The sequence below is a fragment of the Streptomyces sp. NPDC001970 genome (genome assembly GCF_053594115.1).
This window is the reverse complement of sequence record NZ_JBSFDW010000012.1, coordinates 50,543-74,879: the sequence shown is the minus strand read 5'-3', so window position 1 is coordinate 74,879 and position 24,337 is coordinate 50,543. Positions and strand designations below refer to the sequence as shown.

The 24,337-nt window shown below is 70.4% G+C and carries 22 protein-coding genes and 1 pseudogene; 10 read left to right on the top strand and 13 right to left on the bottom strand.

All coding sequences use genetic code 11. The annotated features are described in order from the left end of the window. Positions 1–115: 115 nt before the first annotated feature. Entirely contained in the window at positions 116–1,300 is a 1,185-nt protein-coding gene (locus ACWCP0_RS17105) for a DUF4190 domain-containing protein (protein WP_451079611.1), read from the bottom strand. A gap of 91 nt (positions 1,301–1,391) precedes the next feature. Between ACWCP0_RS17105 and ACWCP0_RS17100 the strand changes: the two genes are divergently transcribed. After that, complete coding sequence (locus ACWCP0_RS17100) at positions 1,392–2,573, top strand: serpin family protein (protein WP_451079610.1); 1,182 nt, start codon at positions 1,392–1,394, stop codon at positions 2,571–2,573. Positions 2,574–3,005: 432 nt separating this feature from the next. Here ACWCP0_RS17100 and ACWCP0_RS17095 read toward each other — a convergent pair whose 3' ends face one another. Further along, positions 3,006–4,580, bottom strand: coding sequence for a S8 family peptidase (locus tag ACWCP0_RS17095; protein ID WP_451079609.1), 1,575 nt, complete (start codon positions 4,578–4,580; stop codon positions 3,006–3,008). 203 nt (positions 4,581–4,783) lie between these two features. Here ACWCP0_RS17095 and ACWCP0_RS17090 point away from each other — a divergent pair, with 203 nt between their 5' ends. Continuing rightward, the gene (locus ACWCP0_RS17090) at positions 4,784–5,893 is read left to right on the top strand and encodes a pyridoxal-phosphate dependent enzyme (RefSeq protein WP_451079608.1); all 1,110 of its coding nucleotides are present in this window, start codon (positions 4,784–4,786) and stop codon (positions 5,891–5,893) included. Between the two features lie 160 nt (positions 5,894–6,053). Here ACWCP0_RS17090 and ACWCP0_RS17085 read toward each other — a convergent pair whose 3' ends face one another. Next, entirely contained in the window at positions 6,054–6,563 is a 510-nt protein-coding gene (locus ACWCP0_RS17085; protein WP_451079607.1) for a MerR family transcriptional regulator, read from the bottom strand. Positions 6,564–6,608: 45 nt separating this feature from the next. Between ACWCP0_RS17085 and ACWCP0_RS17080 the strand changes: the two genes are divergently transcribed. Beyond that, positions 6,609–7,226 (top strand): class I SAM-dependent methyltransferase, encoded by a 618-nt coding sequence (locus ACWCP0_RS17080; RefSeq protein ID WP_451079606.1) that lies wholly within the window; start codon positions 6,609–6,611, stop codon positions 7,224–7,226. Positions 7,227–7,290: 64 nt separating this feature from the next. Here the strand turns inward: ACWCP0_RS17080 and ACWCP0_RS17075 are convergent, their stop codons facing one another. The 4 genes from ACWCP0_RS17075 to ychF all read right to left on the bottom strand — a co-directional run bounded on the left by ACWCP0_RS17075 (position 7,291) and on the right by ychF (position 10,980). Then, the gene (locus ACWCP0_RS17075; RefSeq protein ID WP_451079605.1) at positions 7,291–8,538 is read right to left on the bottom strand and encodes a sialidase family protein; all 1,248 of its coding nucleotides are present in this window, start codon (positions 8,536–8,538) and stop codon (positions 7,291–7,293) included. Positions 8,539–8,635: 97 nt separating this feature from the next. Then, entirely contained in the window at positions 8,636–9,103 is a 468-nt protein-coding gene (locus ACWCP0_RS17070) for a hypothetical protein (RefSeq protein WP_451079604.1), read from the bottom strand. Continuing rightward, complete coding sequence (locus tag ACWCP0_RS17065; protein WP_451079603.1) at positions 9,103–9,690, bottom strand: ArsR family transcriptional regulator; 588 nt, start codon at positions 9,688–9,690, stop codon at positions 9,103–9,105. Before ACWCP0_RS17065 ends, ACWCP0_RS17070 begins: the two co-directional genes overlap by 1 nt. Before the next feature lie 201 nt (positions 9,691–9,891). Further along, the gene (ychF, locus tag ACWCP0_RS17060) at positions 9,892–10,980 is read right to left on the bottom strand and encodes a redox-regulated ATPase YchF (RefSeq protein WP_451079602.1); all 1,089 of its coding nucleotides are present in this window, start codon (positions 10,978–10,980) and stop codon (positions 9,892–9,894) included. Between the two features lie 212 nt (positions 10,981–11,192). Here ychF and ACWCP0_RS17055 point away from each other — a divergent pair, with 212 nt between their 5' ends. Beyond that, entirely contained in the window at positions 11,193–11,852 is a 660-nt protein-coding gene (locus tag ACWCP0_RS17055) for a DUF6542 domain-containing protein (protein ID WP_451079601.1), read from the top strand. A gap of 57 nt (positions 11,853–11,909) precedes the next feature. Here the strand turns inward: ACWCP0_RS17055 and ppgK are convergent, their stop codons facing one another. Both ppgK and ACWCP0_RS17045 read right to left on the bottom strand, forming a co-directional pair. Then, positions 11,910–12,647, bottom strand: coding sequence for a polyphosphate--glucose phosphotransferase (gene ppgK, locus ACWCP0_RS17050; protein WP_451079600.1), 738 nt, complete (start codon positions 12,645–12,647; stop codon positions 11,910–11,912). 66 nt (positions 12,648–12,713) lie between these two features. Then, a complete protein-coding gene (locus ACWCP0_RS17045) occupies positions 12,714–13,703 on the bottom strand; it encodes a 4-hydroxy-3-methylbut-2-enyl diphosphate reductase (RefSeq protein WP_451079599.1) in 990 nt (329 codons plus the stop codon). Between the two features lie 95 nt (positions 13,704–13,798). Between ACWCP0_RS17045 and ACWCP0_RS17040 the strand changes: the two are divergent. The 4 genes and pseudogenes from ACWCP0_RS17040 to ACWCP0_RS17025 all read left to right on the top strand — a co-directional run bounded on the left by ACWCP0_RS17040 (position 13,799) and on the right by ACWCP0_RS17025 (position 17,595). Next, positions 13,799–15,171: pseudogene (locus ACWCP0_RS17040) on the top strand (APC family permease). Between the two features lie 151 nt (positions 15,172–15,322). After that, positions 15,323–16,537 carry an exodeoxyribonuclease VII large subunit gene (xseA, locus tag ACWCP0_RS17035; protein WP_451079598.1) on the top strand — a complete coding sequence of 405 codons (1,215 nt, stop codon included), beginning with the start codon at positions 15,323–15,325 and terminating at the stop codon, positions 16,535–16,537. 10 nt (positions 16,538–16,547) lie between these two features. Then, complete coding sequence (locus ACWCP0_RS17030; RefSeq protein ID WP_451079597.1) at positions 16,548–16,847, top strand: exodeoxyribonuclease VII small subunit; 300 nt, start codon at positions 16,548–16,550, stop codon at positions 16,845–16,847. A gap of 157 nt (positions 16,848–17,004) precedes the next feature. Then, positions 17,005–17,595: a malonic semialdehyde reductase gene (locus ACWCP0_RS17025; protein WP_451079596.1), complete on the top strand. Its 591-nt coding sequence runs from the start codon at positions 17,005–17,007 to the stop codon at positions 17,593–17,595. A gap of 201 nt (positions 17,596–17,796) precedes the next feature. Here the strand turns inward: ACWCP0_RS17025 and ACWCP0_RS17020 are convergent, their stop codons facing one another. After that, positions 17,797–18,327: a DUF4245 domain-containing protein gene (locus ACWCP0_RS17020; RefSeq protein ID WP_451079595.1), complete on the bottom strand. Its 531-nt coding sequence runs from the start codon at positions 18,325–18,327 to the stop codon at positions 17,797–17,799. Between the two features lie 125 nt (positions 18,328–18,452). Between ACWCP0_RS17020 and glpX the strand changes: the two genes are divergently transcribed. Then, positions 18,453–19,484 carry a class II fructose-bisphosphatase gene (gene glpX / locus ACWCP0_RS17015; protein WP_451079594.1) on the top strand — a complete coding sequence of 344 codons (1,032 nt, stop codon included), beginning with the start codon at positions 18,453–18,455 and terminating at the stop codon, positions 19,482–19,484. A 92-nt stretch (positions 19,485–19,576) separates the two neighbouring features. Here glpX and ACWCP0_RS17010 read toward each other — a convergent pair whose 3' ends face one another. Beyond that, positions 19,577–19,930, bottom strand: coding sequence for a WhiB family transcriptional regulator (locus tag ACWCP0_RS17010; RefSeq protein WP_451079593.1), 354 nt, complete (start codon positions 19,928–19,930; stop codon positions 19,577–19,579). 148 nt (positions 19,931–20,078) lie between these two features. Then, on the bottom strand, positions 20,079–20,795 hold the full coding sequence (locus ACWCP0_RS17005; RefSeq protein WP_451079592.1) for a DUF1707 SHOCT-like domain-containing protein: 717 nt from the start codon (positions 20,793–20,795) through the stop codon (positions 20,079–20,081). A gap of 206 nt (positions 20,796–21,001) precedes the next feature. Between ACWCP0_RS17005 and ACWCP0_RS17000 the strand changes: the two genes are divergently transcribed. After that, on the top strand, positions 21,002–22,669 hold the full coding sequence (locus tag ACWCP0_RS17000) for a fumarate hydratase (RefSeq protein WP_451079591.1): 1,668 nt from the start codon (positions 21,002–21,004) through the stop codon (positions 22,667–22,669). A 48-nt stretch (positions 22,670–22,717) separates the two neighbouring features. On the opposite strand, the gene ACWCP0_RS16995 is transcribed toward ACWCP0_RS17000, so the two are convergent. Further along, a complete protein-coding gene (locus tag ACWCP0_RS16995) occupies positions 22,718–24,295 on the bottom strand; it encodes a ricin-type beta-trefoil lectin domain protein (protein WP_451079590.1) in 1,578 nt (525 codons plus the stop codon). Between the last annotated feature and the right edge of the window lie 42 nt (positions 24,296–24,337).

Here is a 24,337-nt window from a genome sequence, read left to right as displayed (position 1 = left end):
CGGGACCGAAGCCGCGGGACTGAAGCCGCGGGACCGAAGCCGCGGGACCGAAGCCGCGGTTCTGAGGCCATCGGATCGGCGGGGCCCCGGCCACCCGGCACGGGGCCCCGTCACCTCACAGCTCCTCCGACTCCGGGTCGTCCGGGTCGCCCGCTGCCTCCTCGCTCAGCCAGACCGGAGGCACGATGGTGAGACCGAGGGCGTCCCGAACGGCCATCTCGGTCGTCAGCCGGAGTGATTCCTCGGCCCGGAAACGGTGCTCCCAGAAGGCGTTCTCGTCCTCGGCCTCGGCGGCACGCGCCCAGTGCCCACTCGCCGCTTCGAACTCCTTCGCACGGGATTCGGCGGCCTTGCGTGCCGTGCCCGGCCAGGTCACGCCGCGCAGCACGTGCGCCTGCGCGGCCAGCCGCCTCGAAACCTGCCGGGCCCACTGGCGGTTGGCCGCCGGACGGTCGCCGAAGGCTTCCTCCGGCTCGTGGAACATCTCCTCCCCCGCCGCCTCCTCGCTCTCCAGATAGGCAAGCTGCGCCGGGCCGAGCGTGGTGCTGTCGTTGCGGACGGACGCGTGAAGCTTGCCGTCCATGGCCCCGAACGTACAGGTGATGGTCCGGTCCCCCAGCCACCAACTGCCCCTGCTCGGAATGTAGTAGTACGTCTCTGCGTTCTCCGGAACGGCCCACCAGTCCAACGCGTAGGCGTTGTCGATGTCCTCGCACGTGGTGGCCGCGAGGTCGTCGATGCTCGACTCGCCCGGCCAGTCGTCCATGTCGAGCGTGTGCGTGCCGGACACCTCGGCATCGTGCGGCACCGTGCAGGGGACGATCTCGACGGACGCGACCTCGTCTTCCTCGAGGGTCCCGCCGGGGATGTCGAAGCACTGTCCGGTCCGCAGGTCGAGGGTGGAGCGCGACCTCGCGCTCTCGTTCGCGGCCCCGCGGAAGCCGTCCCAGGCGGCGCCGACCCCGCCCGTGGCGAACGCGACGGTCATGAGCATCGTGCTGATGGCCGAGAGCACCATGCCCGCGATCGCCAGGCCCCGCCCGTCCTGGCCCTTCTTCCTGATCTGCACGAGTGCGATCACACCGAGGACGAGACCCAGCGGCGGCAGGCAGCACACGATGCCGGTGACGAGGGAGCCGATCGCGAACCCGTTGGTGGAAGGCCGGGGAGGCATCCCGTACGGCGCGTACGCCATGGGCATCCGGGTGGGCATCTGCATGGGGTACGGCGGCGCCGGGGGCTGCGGCTGCGCAGGGCCGGAGGCGTCCGGTGGTGCCCAGCCCTGCGACGACGGTTCCACGGTACGGTGCTCCTCGGGGCGATCATGCGAACAAGTGCGCGGATCATAGCGGGGGGGTGCCATGCCACCGGCAGCCAATTCCATACGCGCGGTGAACCGGCTCACCGCGCAGTGGGCGGCGACCGCAGGACCGGACCGCGACACGGTGTTCTCGGCCACCGGCGTCTGGCCGCTGCTCGCCTTCCTCGCGGACGCCGCGGACGGTCCGGCCCGCGGTGAGCTGGAGGACGCCGTCGGCATGCGCGCCGAGGAAGCCGCAGCGGCCGCCAGGCAGTTGATGTCCGCGCTCATGAACGTACGGGGTTCGCGAACGGCCGTCCGGCTCTGGGCGAGACGGACGCTGCCGCTGCACGAGAGCTGGGTGGCAGGTCTGCCCGCAGACACCGTGGGCGTGTTGAGCGGGGACGCGGAGGCCGACCGCAGGACGCTGGACGCGTGGGCGTCGGCGCGTACGGACGGGCTGATCAAGTCGATGCCTCTCACCCTCGACGACAGCGTCCCCCTCGTGCTCGCAGCCGCCCAGGCACTGAAGCTCACGTGGCTGCGGCCCTTCGACGAGGGCGAGATGCTTCCCGAGACGGGTCCCTGGGAGGGGCGCTACCTGCTCGCGCTCCGGCGTAAGACCTCGCTGCTCGACCGGGTCGGCGTGGCGGAGACGGCGGCCGGTCCGCTGACGGTGCTCAAGGTGCTCGGCGACACGGGCGTGGACGTCCATCTTCTGCTGGGCGACCACGACATGGCACCGGGCGATGTGCTCCGGTCCGGGATCGGCGTCCTCGACGGCACGTACCGGACCGTCCCCGGCGATCTGCTGCCGCCGGGCGAGGCCGGTCCCGGCCTGGAGGTACGGACGGTACGGAGCGCATCACCCGGGCCGACGCTGTCCGTCCGCACGAGCCCGTTCCGCCTCGCCGCGAGCCACGATCTGCTGCAGCAGGCCGCGCTCTTCGGCCTGTCGACGGCCAGGGACGACCGGTACGGCCACTTCCCCGGGATCAGCGCCGAGCCGCTCGCGATCGGCTCGGCCCGGCAGTCGGCCATGGCGAGGTTCGACGCGGAGGGTTTCGATGCGGCCTCCGTGACCACCTTCGCCGTCGCGGCCGCCGGGATGCCACCGCCACCGCGATACGTGACCAGGCGCATCTACGCCGAGTTCGACCGCCCCTTCGGCTTCCTGGCCGTCCACCGCACCTCGCGCCTCGTCCTCACGGCGGGCTGGGTCGCCGAGCCGGTGCCCCACCCGGAGCACGTGCTGTACGAGGAGGACGAATGACCACGGCCCTGTAGGGTCTCGCGGTCGGTCCGGCCGCGTCGGTCGACGTGCTCCCGCGCCTGTCGGAGCCGTAGTACGCGGAGGCATGGAGTCCGGTGTGCCGAGAGCGACGGCAGGTGCCCGACGCGGTGGTCGATGCCGTCGTGGCGCATCCCTAACCAAGGGCCCGGGTGAGAACGGTCGTCCGTGGGCGCTCTCCGCCTCCCGTCAGGTGCCGCACCGCGTGCCGGTCGGGCACTCGGCACAGCCCGCTGGAGGACGCGGAACCGGCCGGGGACCCCGCGGCGAATCCCGCCCTCCCGCTTCCCGCGACGGACGAACCGCTCGGCGCATGAGGAAGGGGCGGCCGCTCGGCGCGGCCGCCCCTCACTGCTCGTCAAGCGCCGGACTCATGCCGGGCTCATGCCGGACTCATGCCGGACTCATGGGGTGTCAGAACTGCAGCGCCCAGGAGTCGATCTTCCCGGTGTCCACGCTCGCGTTGTCGCTGACCCGCAGCTTCCACGTGCCGTTCGCGACCTCCGAGGAGGCGTTGACCGTGTACGTGGTGTTGATGTTGTCCGCGCTGCCGCCGGTGCCGTAGCCCTTCAGCGTGTACGCGGTGCCGTCCGGAGCGATGAGCTGGACCTGGAGGTCACCGATGTACGTGTGCACGATGTTGACCGGCACCTGGAGGGCGGACGGGGCGTTGCCCGGGACGCCGCTGACGGTGACGGGCGACTCCACGGTGGCGTGGTCGTTGATCGCGAAGTCCGCGGTGTTCTCGAACTTCGGTCCGGGCGGCGGGGTCGTGCCGCCGCCGACGTACAGCAGGCGGTTCGGCGATCCGGTGCCGGGGCTGCCGACCACGTTCGGGGTCGCCGCCGTGGTCAGGGCGGAGGAGACCTGCGCCGGGGTGGCGGTGCGGTTGTTCGCGAGGTAGAGCGCGGCCGCGCCCGCGACGTGCGGGGTCGCCATCGACGTACCGGAGATGGTGTTCGTGGCGCTGTCGCTGGTGTTCCAGGCCGAGGTGATGGAGGAGCCCGGCGCGAAGATGTCCAGGACACTGCCGTAGTTGGAGAAACTGGAGCGCGCGTCGCTGCTCGTGGTCGAGCCGACGGTGATGGCCTCGGTGACGCGGGCGGGCGAGGTGTTCGCCGCGTTGGCACCGTCGTTGCCGGCCGCGATGGCGTAGGTGACGCCGGAGGCGATGGAGTTGCGCACGGCGGTGTCGAGGGCGGAGTCGACCCCGCCGCCGAGGCTCATGTTGGCGACGGCCGGCTTGACGGCGTTCTGCGTCACCCAGTCGATGCCCGCGACGACCTGCGCCGTGGTGCCCGAACCGGCGTTGTTGAGCACGCGGACGCCGACGACCCTGGCCTTCTTCGCGACACCGTAGGCATTTCCGGCGACGGTGGCGGCGACGTGGGTGCCGTGGCCGTTGCCGTCCTGCGCCGTGTTGTCGTTGTCGATGGCGTCGTAGCCGTACGAGGCCCGGCCACCGAAGTCGCTGTGGGTGATCCGCACACCGGTGTCGATGATGTACGCGGTGACGCCCTCACCCGCGGGCTCGGGGTAGGTGTAGCTCTGGTTCAGCGGGAGCGCCCGCTGGTCGATGCGGTCCAGGCCCCAGGACGGCGGGTTGGGCTGGGTCCCGGAGATCGTGAAGACGCGGTTCTGCACGACGGACTCGACGGCCGGGTCCGCGGCGAACTTCTTGGCCTGGGCCTCGGAGAGCTCGACGGCGTACCCGTTGAGGGCGGCGTTGTACGTCTTCTTGATCGTCGCTCCGTACTCCGCGGCGAGGGCCTTGCCCTCCCTGGAGCTCGCGTCGGCTGCCGACTCGTCGAGGGTGACGATGTAGCTGCCGGCGATGGCGCCGGGCGCGTCCTCGTTCTGGATGACGCCTTCCGGGGCGGCTTCGGCCGCGGTGGCGGGAAGGGCGGATGCGGTACCGAGCGCGAGTGCGGCGACTGCTATGGCGCCTATGGCGGACAGTCTTCGCCGCGAATTACGCATCACGGACATGTGAGGGATCCTCCTCATTGGTGGTGCGCTGCTGTGGGGGTTATCGACAGGAGCATGACAATCCGCTTTCCCGGGGGTACGCCGGGATGTCTGCGAGGTTGCCGTGCCGCTGCCGTCCGAAAGATTGACGGATCCATAGGAATCCCACAAGAGCCTTGAAGGCCGCGTAACACGTGTGCCACACAACTGCCATCCTGGATCACATGACGGAATACCTGTGTCCGATGTGCGACGTACGTTCCCCCGTCGAGGAGCTCACCTGGCACTGTCCGCAGTGCCAGGGGCCCTGGGATCTCGACTTCACCGCCTCCGCGGTGGAGCGCAACTCCCTTTCCGGACGCATCAATTCGCTCTGGCGTTACGAGGAGGCCCTCCCGCTGCCCGCATCGGACGCCCGTGCGGCGGTGTCACTCGGCGAGGGCCGCACCCCGCTCGTACAGCTGACGGACACCGTCACCGCCAAGCTCGACTTCCTGATGCCGACTCTGTCGTTCAAGGACCGCGGCGCGGTGATGCTCGCCGAACTCGCACGGCAGCTGAAGCCGCGGCGCGTGATCGCCGACAGCAGTGGAAACGCGGGCACGGCGCTCGCGGCGTACTGCGCCCGCGCCGGACTGGACTGCACCGTATACGTTCCCGCTGCCACCTCCCCGAAGAAGGTGGAGCAGATCGTGGCGCACGGCGCCCACCTCGAGCTCGTGCCCGGCGACCGGGAGGCCACGGCGCGGGCGGCCCGCGCGGCGGCCGGCGAGGACGGGGTCTTCTACGCCTCGCACGTCTTCAACCCGTACTTCCTGCACGGCACGAAGACGTACGTGTACGAGATCTGGGAGGACCTCGGCGGACGGCTGCCCGGCACGCTCGTCCTCCCCGTCGGCAACGGGACGCTGCTGCTCGGCGCCGCGCTCGCGATCGACGAGCTGTACGGGCACGGGCTCATCGACGAACGTCCGGCCCTGATCGCGGTACAGGCGGCCGCCGTCGCACCGCTCGCCTTCGCCTTCCGGGCGGGCGCCGACGACGTACTGGCGCAGGCGTTCCCGGCCCCCACCCTCGCGGAGGGCATCGCCATCGCCCATCCGCCGCGTGCCCGCCAGATCCTCACCGCGGTCCGCGCCACCGGCGGCACCTTCCTGACGGTGACGGAGGACCAGATCCGCGCCGCACAGCTCGACCTCGCGGGGCGCGGGCTGTACGTCGAGTCCACGGCGGCGGCGTGCTGGGCGGCGGTCGGGGCACACGGGCCGGCCGACCGCGGCACGGTGCTGCCGCTGTGCGGGGCGGGACTCAAGTCGGGGCCGGCGACGGCCTGAACTGCGCCTCCGGGACGGCGTCGACCGAGCCCGTCCCGGCCGGGACGGGACGGGACGGGACGGGCCGGGACGGGACGGGACGGGCCGGGACGGGACGGGCCGGGCCGGGACGGGACGGGACGGGACGGGACCCTACGGGCCGGGCCGGGACGAGACGGTGTTACGCCGTGGCCGGGGCCTGGCGTGCTGCGGACCCGCCGTCCTCTCGGTGCCCACCGGTGAACCCCTGGCTCGCGGCGGTCACCTGATGGCCGTGCTCCGCAGCGAGCTCCTCGAAGGAGACTCCGGCGAGCCTCCGCTCCAAGGTTTCGATCACGATGGGGCATTCCTGGGCGGGGTGGTCGGCAGGACAGTGCAGGGCGTGCTCGAGGAACCGCCGTGCCCCCTGGGCCCGCGCGATCAGTTCGTCGAGCGCGCCGATCTGGTCGCGCGCGCCTGCCCGCCACTCCTCACCGTCCGCGTCGAACATGGTGCACGCCGCGTCCAGGCTCATCCCGAGCTGCTGCATGATCTGCAGGAACGCCAGACGGCGCAGCTCCTGCGGCCCGTACATGCGCCTGCCACCCCGACGTTCCGCCGGCCGTACGAGCCCACGCTCCTCGTAGTAGCGCAGTGCCGACGTGTTGGCTCCGATCTTGCGGGCGGCTTCGCCGATTCCCACGAGTTCCATGGGGCCATTTGACTTCAAGCCGGGTTGAAGTACCAGCCTGGCGGCATGGACACCAACCCTCGTTCGTGGGCCGTGGACCGGCCGGTCACCTCACCGTTCGCGCACCCGAGCGGAGTGCTCGGGCGGCTCGCCGGGCGGTTCATGCTGCGGACCAACAAGCAGGACGACGTGCTCGACGTCCTGGACGTCCGGCCGGGCGACCATGTGCTGGAGGTGGGATACGGCCCGGGTGGGCTGGTACGGCTGCTCGCCGCCCGGACCGGTGCCGCCCTCGTCCGGGGCGTGGACCCGTCGCCCGCGATGCGTGACGTCGCCACCAAGGTGAACCGGCGCGTCGTCCGGGACGGCCGGGTCGCTCTGGGCCTCGGCACGGCGGAGCGCACCGGCCTCACCGATCTCAGCGTGGACCGGGTCGTCTCGGTCAACAATGTGGCGATCTGGCCCGACCTGGAGGCCGGTCTGCGGGAACTGCACCGCGTCGTACGGCCCGGGGGCACCGTGGTGATCGCCTGGCACGGTGGTGTGTCCCCTGGACGCATCGCCCGGGACCTGCGGCTCCCCGACGACAAGCTCGCCCGTATCGACGCCGCCCTGAAGAAGATCTTCGCCGAAGTGACCCGCAGCGAGCTGGCGAGCCTGGACGTCTTCAAGGCGGTGCGATGAGCGAGGCGGCGATACGGCCGATGCGCCGCCGCCGGAAGGCGCCACCCGCCCGCCGCCGGGGACGCTACCCGCCGTTGGGCGGCAGCACCTTCAACGGGATGCGGCGGAACACGATCGTCTCGTACGGCTCCTCGACCCCGGTCTCGTACAAGATCCCCACCGTCTCGGCATCGGGCTGCACCAGATCCGAGTACGCGGCCTTCCGCGACGACAGCGTCAGCGCCCTGCCGAAGGAACGCCCCCCGTCCGCACTGCTCCAGATCGCCATCGACTCCCGAGCGGTCGGCACCGAGGGCGCCGAGAACAACAGCGGCCCGCCCCGCCCGGCCACCTGCAGCACACTGCCCTGAACCACCGGCACGTCGCGCAGCGAGGGCTGCTGCTCATAGCCACGGTCCAGCGTCGCACCGCCATCGGCGGAGTAGGCGTCCAGGCGGTTCCCCGCGCTCGTCCCGTGCTGGTCCCGTGCGCTGAAGTACAGGCGTCCATCCGGCAGTTGCGCCGCACTCGACTCGTTCGCGTTGTTCACGCCCTCGTATGCGTCCTCCACGAAGCCGAACCGCCAGGACCGGCCACCGTCATCGCTGTAGATCGCATGCGCCCCGTAGTACTTCGGCTCCCGCCCCGTGTCCGCAGAACCGGCAGGCGGCGTAACCGAGTGATTGGCGGGAACCACCAGACGTCCCGTGTGCTCGCCCCGCGTCAGGGCGACGGCGTGGCCCGGCGCCGTCGCGTACCAGCGCCAGTCGGCCTTCTTCACCGACGGCGTGATCTCCCGCGGCGCGGAGAACGACCGCCCGTCGTCCCGGCTCCTCTGCACGAACACGCGACGGCTCTGCTCCCGCGTGACCTCGCCGCGCAGGATCTGCGCCTCGGTGACCTCACCGCTGTTGTAGGAGGTGACCAGCACGACATCTCCGGTACGAGGGTCGACGACCGGCGCCGGATTGCCCCGGGTGTCACCCCTGCCCGCCGCGACCACCTGCAACGGGCCCCACGTACAGCCGCCGTCGCGCGACCGCTTGAGAACGACATCGATGCTGCCGCTGTCCCCCGCGCCGCCGACCCGGCCCTCGGCAAAGGCGAGCAAGGTCCCGGCTCGCGTCCGGACGACCGCGGGTATGCGGTAGGTGTCGTAGCCGCCGGTGCCGGAGGTGTACGGAACCGACGAGACGCACCTCCGCTCCGGATCTGCGGCCGCTTCGCCGGACTCGTCCGCCCCCGGTTGGATCACGACCACCAATGCGGCAACGGCAACAACGGCGCCACCCAGAAGGGACGCCCGGCGGTTCACCACCGTACGACGACGCATCGCTTCCCCCTGCGCACAGACAACACAGAAGCCTATCCAGAGGAGTCCCGACGTCGGCGCTCATGCCCGGCGAACGGGCAGCCGATCAGGGCTCGCCTCAATAGCGCGGCATGTTCGGAATCGCCTTCTCCGCGAGCTCGATGAGCGCCTCAACCTTCGCCAAGTCGGCCTCGACCTCCTCCGACGTCACGGCCGGAGCCTCCGAAGACCGGTACTCGACTTCGTTGCGCCGGGCTCGCATGCGATTGAAGGGACGCAGCATGGACCCGAGCGGCGGGTCGAGCTGCGCTCGCACGGTCTCGTAGATGACGGTATGGCCACCACGGCTGGTGGCGCGCAGCCCCTGGTTCTGCAGTACCGCGGCCAACGCTCTGCGCGCGGCGTCATAGGCGAGTGTGTACGCGCCCTCTGGGTCCGTGGCCAACAGCTGCCGCGCCGAGCCGACATGCGTACGGGCCCGGACCAGTTCCGCTTCGGCGGCCTGCCGGGAAGCGGGTACGCGCTCAAGCTCACCCCTGCCGATGAGCGAGTCGACTGTCGACCGGCCTTGATTCCAGCGCGTCACTACGCCTCCAGGTCAAGGTTCAACTGGACCAGCGGACGTTCGCGAACGCTGGTAAGAAACGGATCATCCGTGCGAGCCTCCCAGGCCTCGACGGAAACCCGATGGACGTTGACCTCACGACGGAGCCGGCGCGACGCCTCCTCGGCAAGGTCAAAGAGCGCGTCGGCATCGGGATCACCCACAACGAGGACATCGACATCAGCGGGCGGTGGCCCCGGCTCGCCGTTGTACCGGGCGGCCCAAGAGCCGTAGATATAGGCCCGCTGTACACCTTCGAGTTTCGCCAACGCCTCAGTGAGCAAGGGCATGGGGCCGAAAGAGACGGACATGAGATCGCTCAACGGACGGTACAGCGGGGTATCCGTACGAGCCTTGACGAGGCGGCTGCGCCCCACTTTCCGGTCGGTAAGGATGCCACCGCCGGCCAACCGGTCAACCTCGCGCAGGATGGCCGTGGGCGTCACTCCGACGTCAGCGGCCAGCTCGGTGATGCTGTACTCGCGCTCCGGGTGCAGGAGCACGAGCGCGAGGAGCTCGCCTTGCATACGGGATCGGAGGATGGGGAGCAGGCTCGGCGATACTTTCATTGGGCGCAGGATATCAAGCGCCCAATGAAAGTAACAGTCAGCAGTGGATTGCTCACCGGAGCACCACGGGCGTTTCCCGCGAGGCACATCCGAGGCCGGCACCAAGCCGGAACGGGAACGACGAAGGGGCCGGGCTCACGACGGAGCCCGGCCCCGGACCTGCGCCTTGACGAATCGCACTGACGTGCAGTACCGAACCGCTCACACGTTGAAGCGGAACTCCACCACGTCGCCGTCCTGCATCACGTAGTCCTTGCCCTCCATGCGCGCCTTGCCCGCCGAGCGGGCATCAGCGACCGAGCCCGTGGCGACCAGGTCGGCGAAGGAGATGACCTCGGCCTTGATGAAGCCCTTCTGGAAGTCGGTGTGGATCACACCGGCCGCCTCGGGGGCCGTCGCGCCCTTCTTGATCGTCCAGGCGCGGGACTCCTTGGGGCCTGCCGTGAGGTAGGTCTGGAGGCCGAGGGTGACGAAGCCGACGCGGGCGAGGGTCGCCAGGCCCGGCTCCTCCGCGCCGACGGACTGGAGCAGCTCCATGGCGTCCTCCTCGTCGAGCTCGGCGAGGTCGGCCTCGAGCTTGGCGTTGAGGAAGATCGCCTCGGCGGGGGCGACGAGCGCGCGCTGCTCGTTCTTGAAGTCCTCGTCGACCAGTTCCTCCTCGTCGACGTTGAAGACGTAGAGGAAGGGCTTCATGGTGAGCAGGTGGAGGTCGTGCAGGAGCGCGGCCTTCTCGGAACCCTGGACGATGCCCTGCGAGAAGAGCGTGTTGCCCTCCTCCAGAATGGCCTGGGCGGCCTCGACCGCGGCGGCCTTCGGGGCCACGTCCTTCTTGATGCGGGCTTCCTTGGCCAGGCGCGGCAGGACCTTCTCGATGGTCTGGAGGTCCGCGAGGATCAGCTCGGTGTTGATCGTCTCGATGTCGTCCTTGGGCGAGACCTTGCCGTCGACGTGGACGACGTTCTCGTCCTTGAACGCCCGGATGACCTGGCAGATCGCGTCGGACTCACGGATGTTCGCCAGGAACTTGTTGCCGAGGCCCTCGCCCTCGCTCGCGCCGCGGACGATGCCGGCGATGTCGACGAAGTCGACCGTCGCGGGCAGGATCCGCTGGGAGCCGAAGATCTCCGCCAGCTTGCCCAGCCGGGCGTCGGGGACGCCGACCACGCCGACGTTGGGCTCGATGGTGGCGAACGGGTAGTTGGCCGCCAGCACGTCGTTCTTGGTCAGGGCGTTGAACAGGGTCGACTTGCCGACATTCGGCAGACCGACGATTCCGATCGTGAGCGACACGTTGGCGACTTCCTGGAGTAGGACTGGCTGAGGGCCGGGGGGCCCGGCCCCGGGTGGGCCGATCCCCCAGTTTACGGGCGTGTCGCCGGGGCCGACGACGGGAACACCGGAGGCCGCCACTGGGGCGGATTTGCGTCGAACTCACGGCCAAGGTCACCCAAAAGGTGTGTCCTGTATCGGAACACTCACTCATGGCGACCTACGTTGGTCACGTGGAGCAAAGGACAGGTCCCTCGCAGCGGCCACGGCCGCAGGCCCCTCTTTCCGGGAAGGGCGCGCTCATCGAGGGCGCCGCGGTGTACCGGGTCGCGGCCCGGCCCGGTCGCCCCGACCAGTCCGGACAGCCGGGCCGGCCCGGTCAGGCCGGTCCCCCCGGCTCACGGCCGGGCCGTCCGGTGCCGCCCGTCATCCTCGCGCTGCGCAGGCTGCCGAACCCCCGGCTGACCGGTCTCGGCGCCGGGCTCTTCGCCTCGGCAACGATGCTGCTGATCGGCGCGCTCGACTGGCTGCTGTTCGACGGCTCGGCGGTCGTGTACGGCGTGCTCTTCCTGCCGCTCAGTGCCCTGACCGCGCTGTGGGTGCGCAGCGCCGACCTGGTCACCGCGCCGATCAGCGTGCCGATCGCCTTCACCGTGGGGGTCGTCCCCATCTCGGGCGGGATCGGTGGCATCGGCGGTCAGATCATGGCGGTCGTGACGGCCCTGGCCGTGAACGCGGGCTGGCTGTACGGCGGCACGCTCATCGCCGGGCTCATCACGATCGCGCGGAAGGTGGGTCTCATGATCCGCCGCCGGTCGGCCCGGAGTGCGGCCGAACGGGCGGGCGCCGGCCGGACGGGGCAGGCCCAGCGCCGCCCCGGCGTCCGCCGGTAGCCCGGCGCCGCAGGCAGGGCAGCGCCGCAGGCAGCACGGCGCCCGCCCCGGCAGGACCTACCGCGCCGCCGCCGTCATCGCCGCCCCCACGATCCCCGCGTTGTTCTGCAGCTGCGCCGGGACCATCTCCGCGCGCACGTGCTTGATCAGCGGCAGGAACCTGTCCGCCTTGCGGCTCACCCCGCCGCCGATGATGAAGAGCTCGGGCGAGAAGAGCATCTCCAGATACTGCAGATACTTCTGGACGCGGTGCGCCCACTGCTCCCAGCTCAGCTCCTCGTCGTCCTTGACCTTGGTCGACGCGTGCTTCTCCGCCTCGTGGCCGTGCAGCTCCATGTGGCCGAACTCCGTGTTCGGCACAAGCCTGCCGTCGACGAAGAGGGCGCTGCCGATGCCCGTACCGAAGGTCAGCAGCATCACCGTGCCCTTGCGGCCGCGGCCGGCGCCGAAGGTCATCTCGGCGACCCCGGCCGCGTCCGCGTCGTTCAGCAAAGTCACCGGCAGGCCGAGCCGCTCGCCCAGCATCTTGCCGCCGTCCATGTCGATCCAGCCCTTGTCGACATTCGCGGCCGTGCGGATCACGGAACCGGTGACGACGCCGGGAAAGGTGATCCCGACGGGGCCCGACCAGCCGAAGTGCTCCACCACCTCGGCAACCCCGTCGGCCACGGCGTCGGGCATGGCCGGGTGCGGTGTGAGTACTTTGTGGCGGGGCTCTGCCAGGTCGCCGCGCTCCAGGTCCACGGGTGCGCCCTTGATCCCCGACCCGCCGATGTCCACTCCGAAGACGTTCATGGACACAACGTTACGAGGAACCGCTGGCAGCCACTCCCCGACCAGCCCCGGACGACTGCCCGACGCCTACTCCTCGACGAGCGCCGACGCCTCGCCGCGCAGATCGCGACGGAGCTCCTTCGGCAGCGAGAAGGTGATCGACTCCTCGGCCGCCTTGACGATCTCGACGTCCTCGAAACCGCGCTGCGCCAGCCATTCCAGGACCTCCTCGACCAGCACCTCGGGCACCGAGGCGCCCGACGTGACACCGACGGTCGAGACACCCTCCAGCCAGGCCTCGTCGATCTCCTTCGCGTAGTCCACGAGGTGTGCGTCGCGGGCGCCGGCGCCCAGTGCGACCTCGACGAGCCGCTTGGAGTTCGAGGAGTTCTGCGAGCCGACGACGATGACCAGGTCGGCATCGGCGCCCATCTGCTTGACCGCGATCTGGCGGTTCTGCGTGGCGTAGCAGATGTCGTCGCTCGGCGGGGAGACCAGCAGCGGGAACTTGGTCTTCAGCTTGTCGACGGTCTCCATCGTCTCGTCGACCGACAGCGTGGTCTGGGAGAGCCAGACGACCTTCGAGGGGTCGCGGACCTCGACCTTGTCGACATCGCCGGGGCCGTCGACCAGCGTGATGTGGTCGGGAGCCTCGCCGGTGGTGCCGATGACCTCCTCGTGGCCCTCGTGGCCGATGAGAAGGATGTCGAAGTCCTCGTTCGCGTACCGGATGGCCTCCTTGTGAACCTTGGTCACCAGCGGGCAGGTGGCGTCGATGGTCGCGAGCTTCCGCTCTGCGGCCTCGTCGTGCACGATCGGCGCGACGCCGTGCGCCGAGAACATCACGATGGATCCCTCGGGGACCTCCTCGGTGGCCTCGACGAAGATCGCGCCCTTCTTCTCCAGGGTCTGTACGACGTACTTGTTGTGGACGATCTCATGGCGCACATAGATCGGGGCGCCGTACTGCTCGAGGGCCTTCTCCACGGCGATCACGGCACGGTCCACGCCCGCGCAGTAGCCACGGGGAGCGGCGAGCAGGACGCGGCGGGCGTTCGTTGCAGTCATGCCTCCCATCGTAAGGGCGTGCCGAACGGCCCAACGATCGCCCGGAGGGCTGAGACTCGTGCCCGTACGTGATCAAGACCGTACGTACGAGGACGGAGGCGCCCATGGCGGGCACCGGCGCCGGGACCGGGACCGACACGGACACGGACACCCGGTTGCGCCGGAGTCTCGGCTTCCGGGACCTCGTCGTCCACGGGCTGCTCTTCATCGCCCCCATGGCACCCGTCGGCGTCTTCGGCACCCTCGACGCGAAGTCGCACGGCGCGGTCGCCCTCGTGTACGTCGTCGCGACGGTCGCGATGGCGTTCACCGCCTACAGCTACGCGCAGATGGTGCGGGTCGCCCCGCAGGCCGGATCGGTCTTCACCTACGCGCGCAAAGGGCTGGGCGAGGGCCCGGGGTTCGTCGCCGGGTGGATGGCGATGCTCGACTATCTGCTGATCCCGGCCGTCGCATACCTCTTCTCGGGCATCGCGATGGAGGCACTGGTCCCCACGGTGCACCGGTGGATCTGGACCGGGTTCGCGGTCGTCGTGACCACGCTGCTGAACCTCTGGGGCGTACGGCCGGCGGCCCGGGTCGGCTTCGCTGTGCTCGTGATGGAGATCGTGGTCCTCGGGGTCTTCCTGGTGTCGGCGATCGTGGTCCTGGTGCAGGACGGGCCGCGGCGCGACTGGGCGTCGCCGCTCACGGGGGACGGGGGGGCTTCGTGCCGGCCGCGGTGATCGGGGCGGTGTCGGTGGCGGTGCTCTCGTTTCTGGGCTTCGACGCGATCGCGTCCTTCGCGGAGGAGGCGACGGGAGGGTCGCGGCAGGTGGCGCGGGCCCTGCTGTTCTGCCTGGGGCTCGCGGGCGAGCTCTTCGCGGCGCAGACGTATCTGGTGGCGCTGCTGGAGCCGGTCTCGTCGGCGGAGCTCGCGGCGGACCCGGAGCGACAGGGGCCGGCCTTCTACGACGCCGTGGACGCGTCGGTCGGGACGTGGTTGCGCGACCTGGTGGCGATCAGCAAGGCGATCGGCGCCGCGTTCGCGGCTCTGGCGGGGCAGGCGGCCGCGGCCCGGCTCCTCTTCGCGATGGCCCGCGAGCGGCGGCTGCCGCGCTCTCTCTCCCGTACGGACTCGGGCGTGCCGCGGGTGGCGCTGATCGTCGCCGCGGTCGTGACGATGATCGCGGCGGTCCGGGCCGCGCGACGGGACGACGGCCTGGAGCAACTGGTCTCGGTCGTCGACGTGGGGGCGCTGACGGCTTTCACGCTGCTGCACGCCAGCGTGGTGGGGTGGTACGCGGTGCGCCGTATGGAGGGGGCGCCGAGCTGGTGGCGGCATGTGCTGATCCCGGTGCTCGGCGCGGTGGTGACGATCGCCGTGATCTCGGAGGCGTCGCCCACGGCGCAGGTGGTCGGCGCGATCTGGCTGACGGCGGGGCTGCTGGTGCTGGTCGTCCAGAGAGGGCGGCAGGGTGCGGGGGACGTCGTGTAGGCGGGGCGGCGTTGTCCGCTCGGCGGATCCGGCCCGATGCCGCCGACGCGTCGTCGAGAGCCTGACGTCGAGGACCCGTGGCCGAGAGCCCGATGTCGAGCCCGGCGTCGGGGGGCCGGACGTGTCGGAGGGTGCCGATACGCTCGCGTGCATGGGTCTCACTACGTCTGCCGAAGCTCCCCTGCCCGTCGGCGAGGTGTCTCGGCTCATCGGGGGATGGATCGACCGCCTCGGTGCGGTGTGGGTGGAGGGCCAGATCACCCAGCTGTCGCGCAGGCCCGGCGCCGGCGTGGTGTTCCTGACGCTGCGCGATCCGTCGTACGACATCTCGGTGAGCGTCACCTGCTACCGCCAGGTGTTCGACGCCGTCGCCGATGTCGTCTCCGAGGGCGCCCGGGTCGTCGTGCACGCCAAGCCGGAGTGGTACGCGCCGCGCGGGCAGCTCTCGCTCCGGGCCGTGGAGATGAGGCCGGTCGGCATCGGCGAGCTGCTGGCGCGGCTGGAGCAGCTGAAGCGGACCCTGGCCGCGGAGGGGCTGTTCGCCCTCGACCGCAAGAAGCCGCTGCCGTTCCTGCCGCAGCTGATCGGCCTGGTCTGCGGCCGGGCGTCGGCGGCCGAGCGGGACGTGCTGGAGAACGCGCGGCGGCGCTGGCCCGCCGTCCGGTTCGAGGTGCGCAATGTCGCGGTGCAGGGCGTGCGTGCCGTGTCCCAGGTCGTCCAGGCCGTGAAGGAGCTGGACGAGCTGCCGGACGTCGACGTGATCATCGTCGCGCGTGGCGGCGGCAGCGTGGAGGACCTGCTGCCGTTCTCGGACGAGCAGCTGGTGCGCGCGGTCGCCGACTGCGGTACGCCCGTGGTGTCCGCGATCGGGCACGAACCGGACTCGCCGCTGCTCGACCTGGTCGCGGATCTGCGCGCCTCGACCCCGACCGACGCGGCGAAGAAGGTCGTCCCGGACGTCGGCGAGGAGCTGGACCGGGTGCAGGCCCTGCAGGACCGGGCACTGCGGACCGTACGAGGGCTGCTCGACCGCGAGGAGCGCGGGCTCGCGCACGCCCTGGGCCGGCGCTCGATGGAGCATCCGCACCGGATGGTCGAGGAGCGCGAGCGCGAGACGGACGCGCTCGTCGCGCGGAGCCGGCGGGTGCTCGGCCATCTGCTGGACCGCGCGGACTCGGAGCTGGCCCACACCCGCGCGCGGGTCGTCGCCCTGTCGCCCGCCGCGACGCTGGAGCGGGGGTACGCGGTGCTGCAGCGCGCGGACGGCTCGGTGGTGCGGGCTCCTGGCGAGGTCGAGGCGGACGAGGAGCTGCGGGCCAGGGTCGCGGAAGGTGAGTTCACGGTCACTGTCGGACCTCGCACATAGGGTGGATCGCATGACGGCGAAGACGGACGAGAGCGCGGCCCATTCGATCGGTCCGATCGGGTACGAGCAGGCGCGCGACGAGCTGATCGAGGTCGTGCGCCGGCTGGAGGCGGGCGGCACGACGCTGGAGGAGTCCCTCGCGCTGTGGGAGCGCGGCGAGGAGCTGGCGAAGGTGTGCCGCCGCTGGCTGGACGGCGCCCGGGCGCGGCTGGACGCGGCGCTGGCGGAGCGGGACGGGGCCGCGGGCGGCGCGGCGGCGGGCGCGAGCGGCTCGGTCCAGGGCGAGGACGAGGACGACCCGGCTTCGTGAGACGCACCGCCTCGGGCGGTCCGGACGGGGATCCCATTTAGTTGAAAGTTAAGTGACCTGCCTCACCAGGGCCCGGATTTAGTTGAAGATTCATTCAACTTGGTCGTACGGTGAGGCATCGGCTTGATCCCCTTTGCACATCCGGAAGGCACACAGCATGTCCCTCGTTCTTGACCCCGCAGCCCAGGACCTCCTCTTCCGTGAGGCCCGTACTGCCAACACCTTCACCGACGAGCCGGTGACCGATGAGCAGGTGCAGGCGATATACGACCTGGTGAAGTACGGCCCGACCGCCTTCAACCAGTCGCCGCTGCGTGTCGTCCTCGTCCGCTCCGCCGAGGCCCGCGAGCGCCTGGTGAACTGCATGGCCGAGGGAAACCAGGCGAAGACCGCGTCCGCCCCGCTGGTCGCGATCCTCGCCGCCGACAACGAGTTCCACGAGGAGCTCCCGGTCCTCTTCCCGCACTTCCCGCAGGCCAAGGACATGTTCTTCTCCGAGCGTCCGGTCCGTGAGGGCTCCGCCACGCTGAACGCCGCCATGCAGGCCGCCTACTTCATCGTGGGCGTTCGCGCCGCCGGCCTCGCCGCCGGCCCGATGAACGGCATGGACTTCGCGGCCGTCCAGAAGGAGTTCCTGGACGACGACCACACCCCGCTGATGGTCATCAACATCGGCAAGCCGGGCGAGGACGCCTGGTTCCCGCGTTCGCCGCGTCTCGCGTTCGAGGACGTCTTCCAGACCGTCTGACGTACGGCCTGCGCCGCGTACGGAACAGAACGAGGCCGCCGCACCACGCATAGGTGCGGCGGCCTCGCCGTTTCGTCCCGGGTTTTCGGTCCCCTGGCCGACGTGTCAGGCCGAGGCACCGGAACGAAGGTGCCAGGACCGGGTCGGGACCGGGTCAGGACCGGGTCAGGACCGGGTCAGGACCGGGTCAGGACCGGGCCATCAGGACGACCGCTTCGACTCCAGCGCCGCCGCCATCTCCGCGAGCCGCTCGAAGGACGCCGTGCCCGTGACGACCGTCGTCGCGCCCTTCCCGTCCGTGCGCACGAGCGCGTCGTACTTCGGCCCCTCCCAGCGCTCCCAGGTCGCGCCGGCCACCTGCTGGGTCCCGTCCGTCTTCGCGGCCCGCTGGGTGACCTTCGCGATGTACTTCCCGGCCGGGGCCGTGGACTGCTCGACCGCCACGTACTGTCCGTCCGGGTCGAGGAAGCCGAGGTGCCACGCGTTGTGGTCCTCACGGCTGTACCGGGCCGACGTGGGCTTCCAGTCCGCCGGCAGGCCGGTGGGCGCGGCCACCGCATAGGGTGCCGCCCGCCGTGCCGTCACCAGCTCGATGCCGTAGTCCTTCTTCTCGACCGGGTCGCCCGTGTCGTCGTGGGGCACGAAGAGATAGATCACGAAAGCGGCGGCCAGGACCACCGCCAACGACTGGACCATCCCGCGTACCGTCTGGTTGCCTCTCATACCTGCCACCGCACTATGGTCGCATCAAGGTTGTTTGCTCAAACGTGGGCCCCTCTGCTCATTTTGTCGACGTACCGATAGAGTCACAGCACCCTCTTTTTTCCGGCCGTCGTCGTACAGAAAGGTGCGCTCCGATGACCGAGCACAACATGCCGTCCCAGCTCGAAGTCTCGCCCGAAGCCCCTGACCGCAACCTCGCCCTGGAGCTCGTCCGGGTCACCGAGGCCGCCGCCATGGCAGCCGGGCGGTGGGTGGGACGCGGCGACAAGAACGGCGCGGACGGCGCCGCCGTCAAGGCCATGCGGACCCTCGTGCACACCGTGTCGATGAACGGTGTCGTCGTGATCGGCGAGGGCGAGAAGGACGAGGCCCCGATGCTCTACAACGGGGAGCGCATCGGCGACGGGACCGGCGCGGAGTGCGACATCGCCGTGGACCCGATCGACGGTACGACGCTCACCGCCAAGGGCATGCCCAACGCGATCGCGGTCCTCGCGGCCGCGGACCGCGGCACCATGTTCGACCCGTCCGCGGTCTTCTACATGGACAAGCTGGTCACCGGCCCCGAGGCGGCCGACTTCGTCGACATCAACGCCCCGGTCTCGGTGAACATCCGCCGGGTCGCCAAGGCGAAGAACTCCTCGCCCGAGGACGTCACCGTCGTCATCCTGGACCGCCCCCGCCACGAAGGCATCGTCAAGGAGATCCGCGAGACCGGCGCGCGCATCACGTTCATCTCGGACGGCGACGTCGCGGGCGCGATCATGGCCGTGCGCGAGGGCACCGGCGTCGACATGCTGATGGGCATCGGCGGCACGCCGGAGGGCATCATCACCGCGTGCGCGATCAAGTGCCTGGGCGGCACGATCCAGGGCAAGCTCTGGCCGAAGGACGCCGAGGAGCGGCAGCGCGCGCTCGACGCGGGCCACGACCTGGACCGGGTGCTGTCCACCCATGACCTGGTCAGCGGCGACAACGTGTTCTTCGTCGCGACCGGCATCACGGACGGCGAGCTGCTGCGCGGCGTGCGCTACCGCGCCGAGACCGCGACGACGCAGTCCCTGGTGATGCGCTCCAAGTCGGGCACGATCCGCCAGATCGACTCCACCCACCGCCTGTCGAAGCTGCGCGCGTACAGCGCCATCGACTTCGACCGAGCGAAGTAACCGCGACGAGCTCACACGGAAAGGGGCGCCCCCATGTGCGGTGGGAGCGCCCCTTCCCGTACGTAGGCCCAGGTGCGGGCGACGTCAGGAGGTCAGGCCGCCGACGCCGACTTCTTCAGTTCCGACTCGCGCCGCCTGCGGCGGGCCAGGACGACGCGCCGCTCGGCCGCGGTGAGCCCGCCCCACACTCCGTACGGCTCGGGCTGGAGCAGCGCGTGCTCGCGGCACTCGACCATGACCGGGCAGCGGGCACAGACGCGCTTGGCGGCCTCCTCGCGGGAGAGCCGCGCCGCCGTCGGTTCCTTCGACGGCGCGAAGAACAGTCCGGCTTCGTCGCGGCGGCACACCGCCTCCGTGTGCCAGGGCCCGTCCTGATCTTCCCGAGCAGACGTGCGCTGGGTCGGAACGGCGGCTACCTGCAGGGGCTGATGCGGCAGTTGCAGCACGGTCTACTCCTGACGACGGCTTCGCGAGCGAGAGACGATGTTGCAAGGCCTACCCGCTGTGCGCGCGCCTATGCACTGAGTGGCGCGGAGTTCCGATGAGCGGAACCCTGCCCGCCGCCGGCGGACACCGCGCCCGCGGGGGCCGCCGTCACAGATGTTTGCGCAGGTGCTTCCGCATGAGGTCATGGAGATCGGTGATGAGCTTGCCCCGCTTCGGCTTGGCCTCCACATTGCCGAAAACGGAGTAGCCGTTGACCACGACGACGGGGGCCTCCGGGTCGGCGGCCTCCAGCGTGACCACCTCGAAGTTACCGAAGACCCCGCTGCCGCTCCCGCGCAGCGAGATGTTCTCCGGCACGCGCACCTCGACATTGCCGAAGATCGATGTCGCGTTGATGACGGTGAGCCGCTGGCCGAACATCGCCTCGGTCAGGTCGATCTCGACGTTCCCGAAGAGAGCGAAGGCATTCGTCCTCGCGCCCACGCGCCAGCGGCCCTTGCGGGTGGAGCTGGAGAAGATCGCGACCAGGCTCTCCGTCGGCCCGTCAGGCACCTCGGGGCCGTACGCGTACGACGCCGGCTCCGGACGCGGCGGCCTGGTGGCGGAGGGCAAGTCCCGGACGATCGGCTCCAGTTCGCCGACCGTCTTCGCGCGGTAGACCGCATCGATCCGGTCGGAGTGCTCCTCGGCGTCGAGCCGGCCCTCGGCCAGGGCCTCACGGAGGATGTCGGCGATCCGGTCGCGGTCGGCGTCGGAGGCGCGGATGGCGCCCGCGGGGTCCGCGATGTCCGCGGGCTCGGCGGGAGCGACCGGCTTCTGAGGTCCACGGCCGGAGGCCGCTGCGTCATGCTTCTCGAGGTCCACCACCCCAGCGTAGCGAAACGCGATAGATCGCGACTAGTGGTGGTGACCCGGGCGTGCCGGGTGGCACCGGCGGCGCCGGTCCGGACAACGACGGCCCGGCAACTGAGCCTTACCTCACAAGCCCGGACGACGCAGGGCGTCTTACGCTGGTGGACGCGCGGCCAATGGAGGCCGCGCCGCAGTCTGCCGAGTGAGGAATGGCCGTAATGCCAGATTTTGCGTACACCGATCTGCTCCCGCTGGGAGAGGACACCACGCCCTACCGCCTGGTGACCGCCGAGGGGGTCTCCACCTTCGAGGCCGACGGCCGTACGTTCCTCAAGGTCGAGCCGGAGGCGCTGCGCAAGCTCGCCGAAGAGGCGATCCACGACATCCAGCACTACCTCCGCCCGGCGCACCTCGCACAGCTGCGCAAGATCATCGACGACCCCGAGGCGTCGTCCAACGACAAGTTCGTCGCCCTCGACCTGCTCAAGAACGCGAACATCGCGGCGGCCGGCGTGCTCCCCATGTGCCAGGACACCGGCACGGCGATCGTCATGGGCAAGCGCGGGCAGAACGTGCTGACGGAGGGCGGCGACGAGGAAGCCCTCTCGCACGGCATCTACGACGCCTACACCAAGCTGAACCTGCGCTACTCGCAGATGGCCCCGCTGACGATGTGGGACGAGAAGAACACCGGCTCCAACCTGCCCGCGCAGATCGAGCTGTACGCGACCGACGGCGGCGCCTACAAGTTCCTCTTCATGGCGAAGGGCGGCGGCTCCGCCAACAAGTCGTTCCTCTACCAGGAGACCAAGGCCGTCCTGAACGAGCCCTCCATGATGAAGTTCCTGGAGGAGAAGATCCGCTCACTGGGTACGGCCGCCTGCCCGCCGTACCACCTGGCCATCGTCGTCGGCGGCACGTCGGCCGAGTACGCCCTGAAGACCGCGAAGTACGCCTCCGCGCACTACCTGGACGAACTGCCGGAGGAGGGCTCGGTCCTCGGCCACGGCTTCCGCGACAAGGAGCTCGAGGAGAAGGTCTTCGAGCTGACCCAGAAGATCGGCATCGGCGCGCAGTTCGGCGGCAAGTACTTCTGCCACGACGTGCGCGTGGTGCGTCTCCCGCGGCACGGCGCGTCCTGCCCGGTCGCGATCGCCGTCTCCTGCTCCGCCGACCGCCAGGCCGTCGCGAAGATCACGGCCGAGGGTGTCTTCCTCGAGCAGCTGGAGACGGACCCGGCGCGCTTCCTCCCCGAGACCACGGACGAGCACCTCGACGAGGCGGGCGACGTCGTCAAGATCGACCTCAACCAGCCGATGGACGACATCCTCGCCGAGCTGACCAAGTACCCGGTCAAGACCCGGCTCTCGCTCACCGGCCCGCTGGTCGTGGCGCGCGACATCGCCCACGCCAAGATCAAGGAGCGCCTCGACGCGGGCGAGGAGATGCCGCAGTACCTGAAGGACCACCCGGTCTACTACGCCGGGCCGGCCAAGACCCCCGAGGGCTACGCGTCCGGCTCCTTCGGCCCGACCACGGCAGGCCGCATGGACAGCTACGTCGAGCAGTTCCAGGCGGCGGGCGGCTCCAAGGTCATGCTGGCCAAGGGCAACCGCAGCAAGCAGGTCACGGAGGCGTGCGGCACACACGGCGGCTTCTATCTCGGCTCGATCGGCGGCCCGGCGGCGCGGCTCGCGCAGGACTGCATCAAGAAGGTCGAGGTCGTCGAGTACGAGGAGCTCGGCATGGAGGCGGTCTGGCGGATCGAGGTCGAGGACTTCCCGGCGTTCATCGTCGTGGACGACAAGGGCAACGACTTCTTCCAGGACCCGGCGCCCGCCCCGACGTTCACGACCATCCCGGTGCGCGGCCCCGGCCTCGCGTAACCGCCGTTGTGGGAGGTCCCGCCGCTCCCCAGCGGCGGGACCCCCGGCTCATGTGCGCGCGGCGTCCGATCGCGGCGCCTCCTGCGCGAAGCGCTGCTTCGCCGAGCCGTCGCACGGTTGCAGCCGCACCGCGTCCTTCGCCGCGGCCAGCGTCAGGCACAGCCCTGTCGCGGCGGCCGGGCGCACGGTCCCGGCCTCCCGGACGAACTGCTGGTTCGCCGCGCCCGAGCAGTTCCAGACGATGAGCGCCGCGCCCGCCCGGTAGTCGGCGCGGGGGACGTCCAGGCAGCGGTCCTGGGTGAGCTCGGTGTGTACGGACCTGCGGGACGCGTCGTACCACCAGCCCTGGTTCCGCCCGCCGTGGCAGTCCCAGCCGAGCACTCCGGTCCCGTTCCGTGTCACGGCCGCGTCGACGTCGAGGCAGGTGCCGGTCGACTCGTTCTTCAGCGGCCCGTACGCGTCGTCCCAGGCGAGCGGGTACAGCACCGGCTTGCCGGTGGACGCCGGGTCCGCGCAACTCGCCTCTTTCAGGCCGGAGTCGTAGAGCTGGGTGAGGCAGGACGCGAAGGCGGCGTGCCCGCTCCGGTTCGGGTGGAACGACTGGCGGACGGAGTTGGAGTCCGGCGGGAACGGGTTGGACAGCTCGATCCGGAGCCCGCGCGCCCAGGCGTCCTCCATGCACACCTCGTGGCCGTGGAAGAGGCGCGAGTTGTCCAGGTAGACGGCGCCCGTCGCCCTGGCCACCCGTCGCATACCCCGTTCGAAGGCGGGCACGGCGGTGTTGCGGCCCCACACGGTGTCGGAGTCGTATCCCGTACCGCCGCAGATCAGCTTGCCCGGAAAGTGCGGGTTGTCCCTGAAGTCGGGGCCGATCGGGCTCGGGTACCCCATCACCACGAGCCTGTAGTCACCGTCCGCATACCCGGCCTCGCGCATGACGGTGCGCAGGTCGCGCACGGTCTGCTCGACCTTGGGGACGAGCCCGTCGACGCGGGCCTGCCAGCCGGCCGCGTACTTCGGCTCGCAGGGGCCCTGGATCAGGAACCAGCGGGTGACGCAGTCGGTCATCACGGGGCCGAACTGCAGATCGTCGTTGGCGCCCGCCACCAGGAGCACCATCTTGATCCGGGTGTTGCGGGCCTTGATGGCCAGGCTGTCGCTCTGGACCAGCTCGTCGGCGTGCTGTTTCGAACCGCCGATACGGATGTTGCCGGTTCCCGCCCCGGAGCAGGAGACGTTGTACGTCACGTCGGCCGCGATGCCCGTGCGGTGGATGGCGGCGTCGGGAGAGCGGTGGCACCAGTTGTCGGGGCCGTCGGTGCCGGGTTCGTAGGTGCCGACACCCTCGCCGGAGATCTCGCTGTCGCCGAGCGCGATCAGTCCGGTCCTGCGCCGGTCGAGCGGCCGCTCGGCGGGGTCGCCGTAGAGGGCGGTCGCCTCGGCGGCCCGGATCCTCTCCAGTTCGGGCGGAAGGGGTACCGACGCCGCACGTGCGGCCGAGCGCGCCGTGTCCTGCGCGCGCTCGGGGGCCGTGGCTGCCATGGTGCCGAGAGCCGCCGCCAGGGCCGCGGTGGCCGCGACCGTACAGCGGAGTCTTCGGCGAAGTCTTCGTCCAGTGCGCCTCATTGCGCCTCCCCGGTTGGGTGTTACCGACGGTTTTTACTGGCC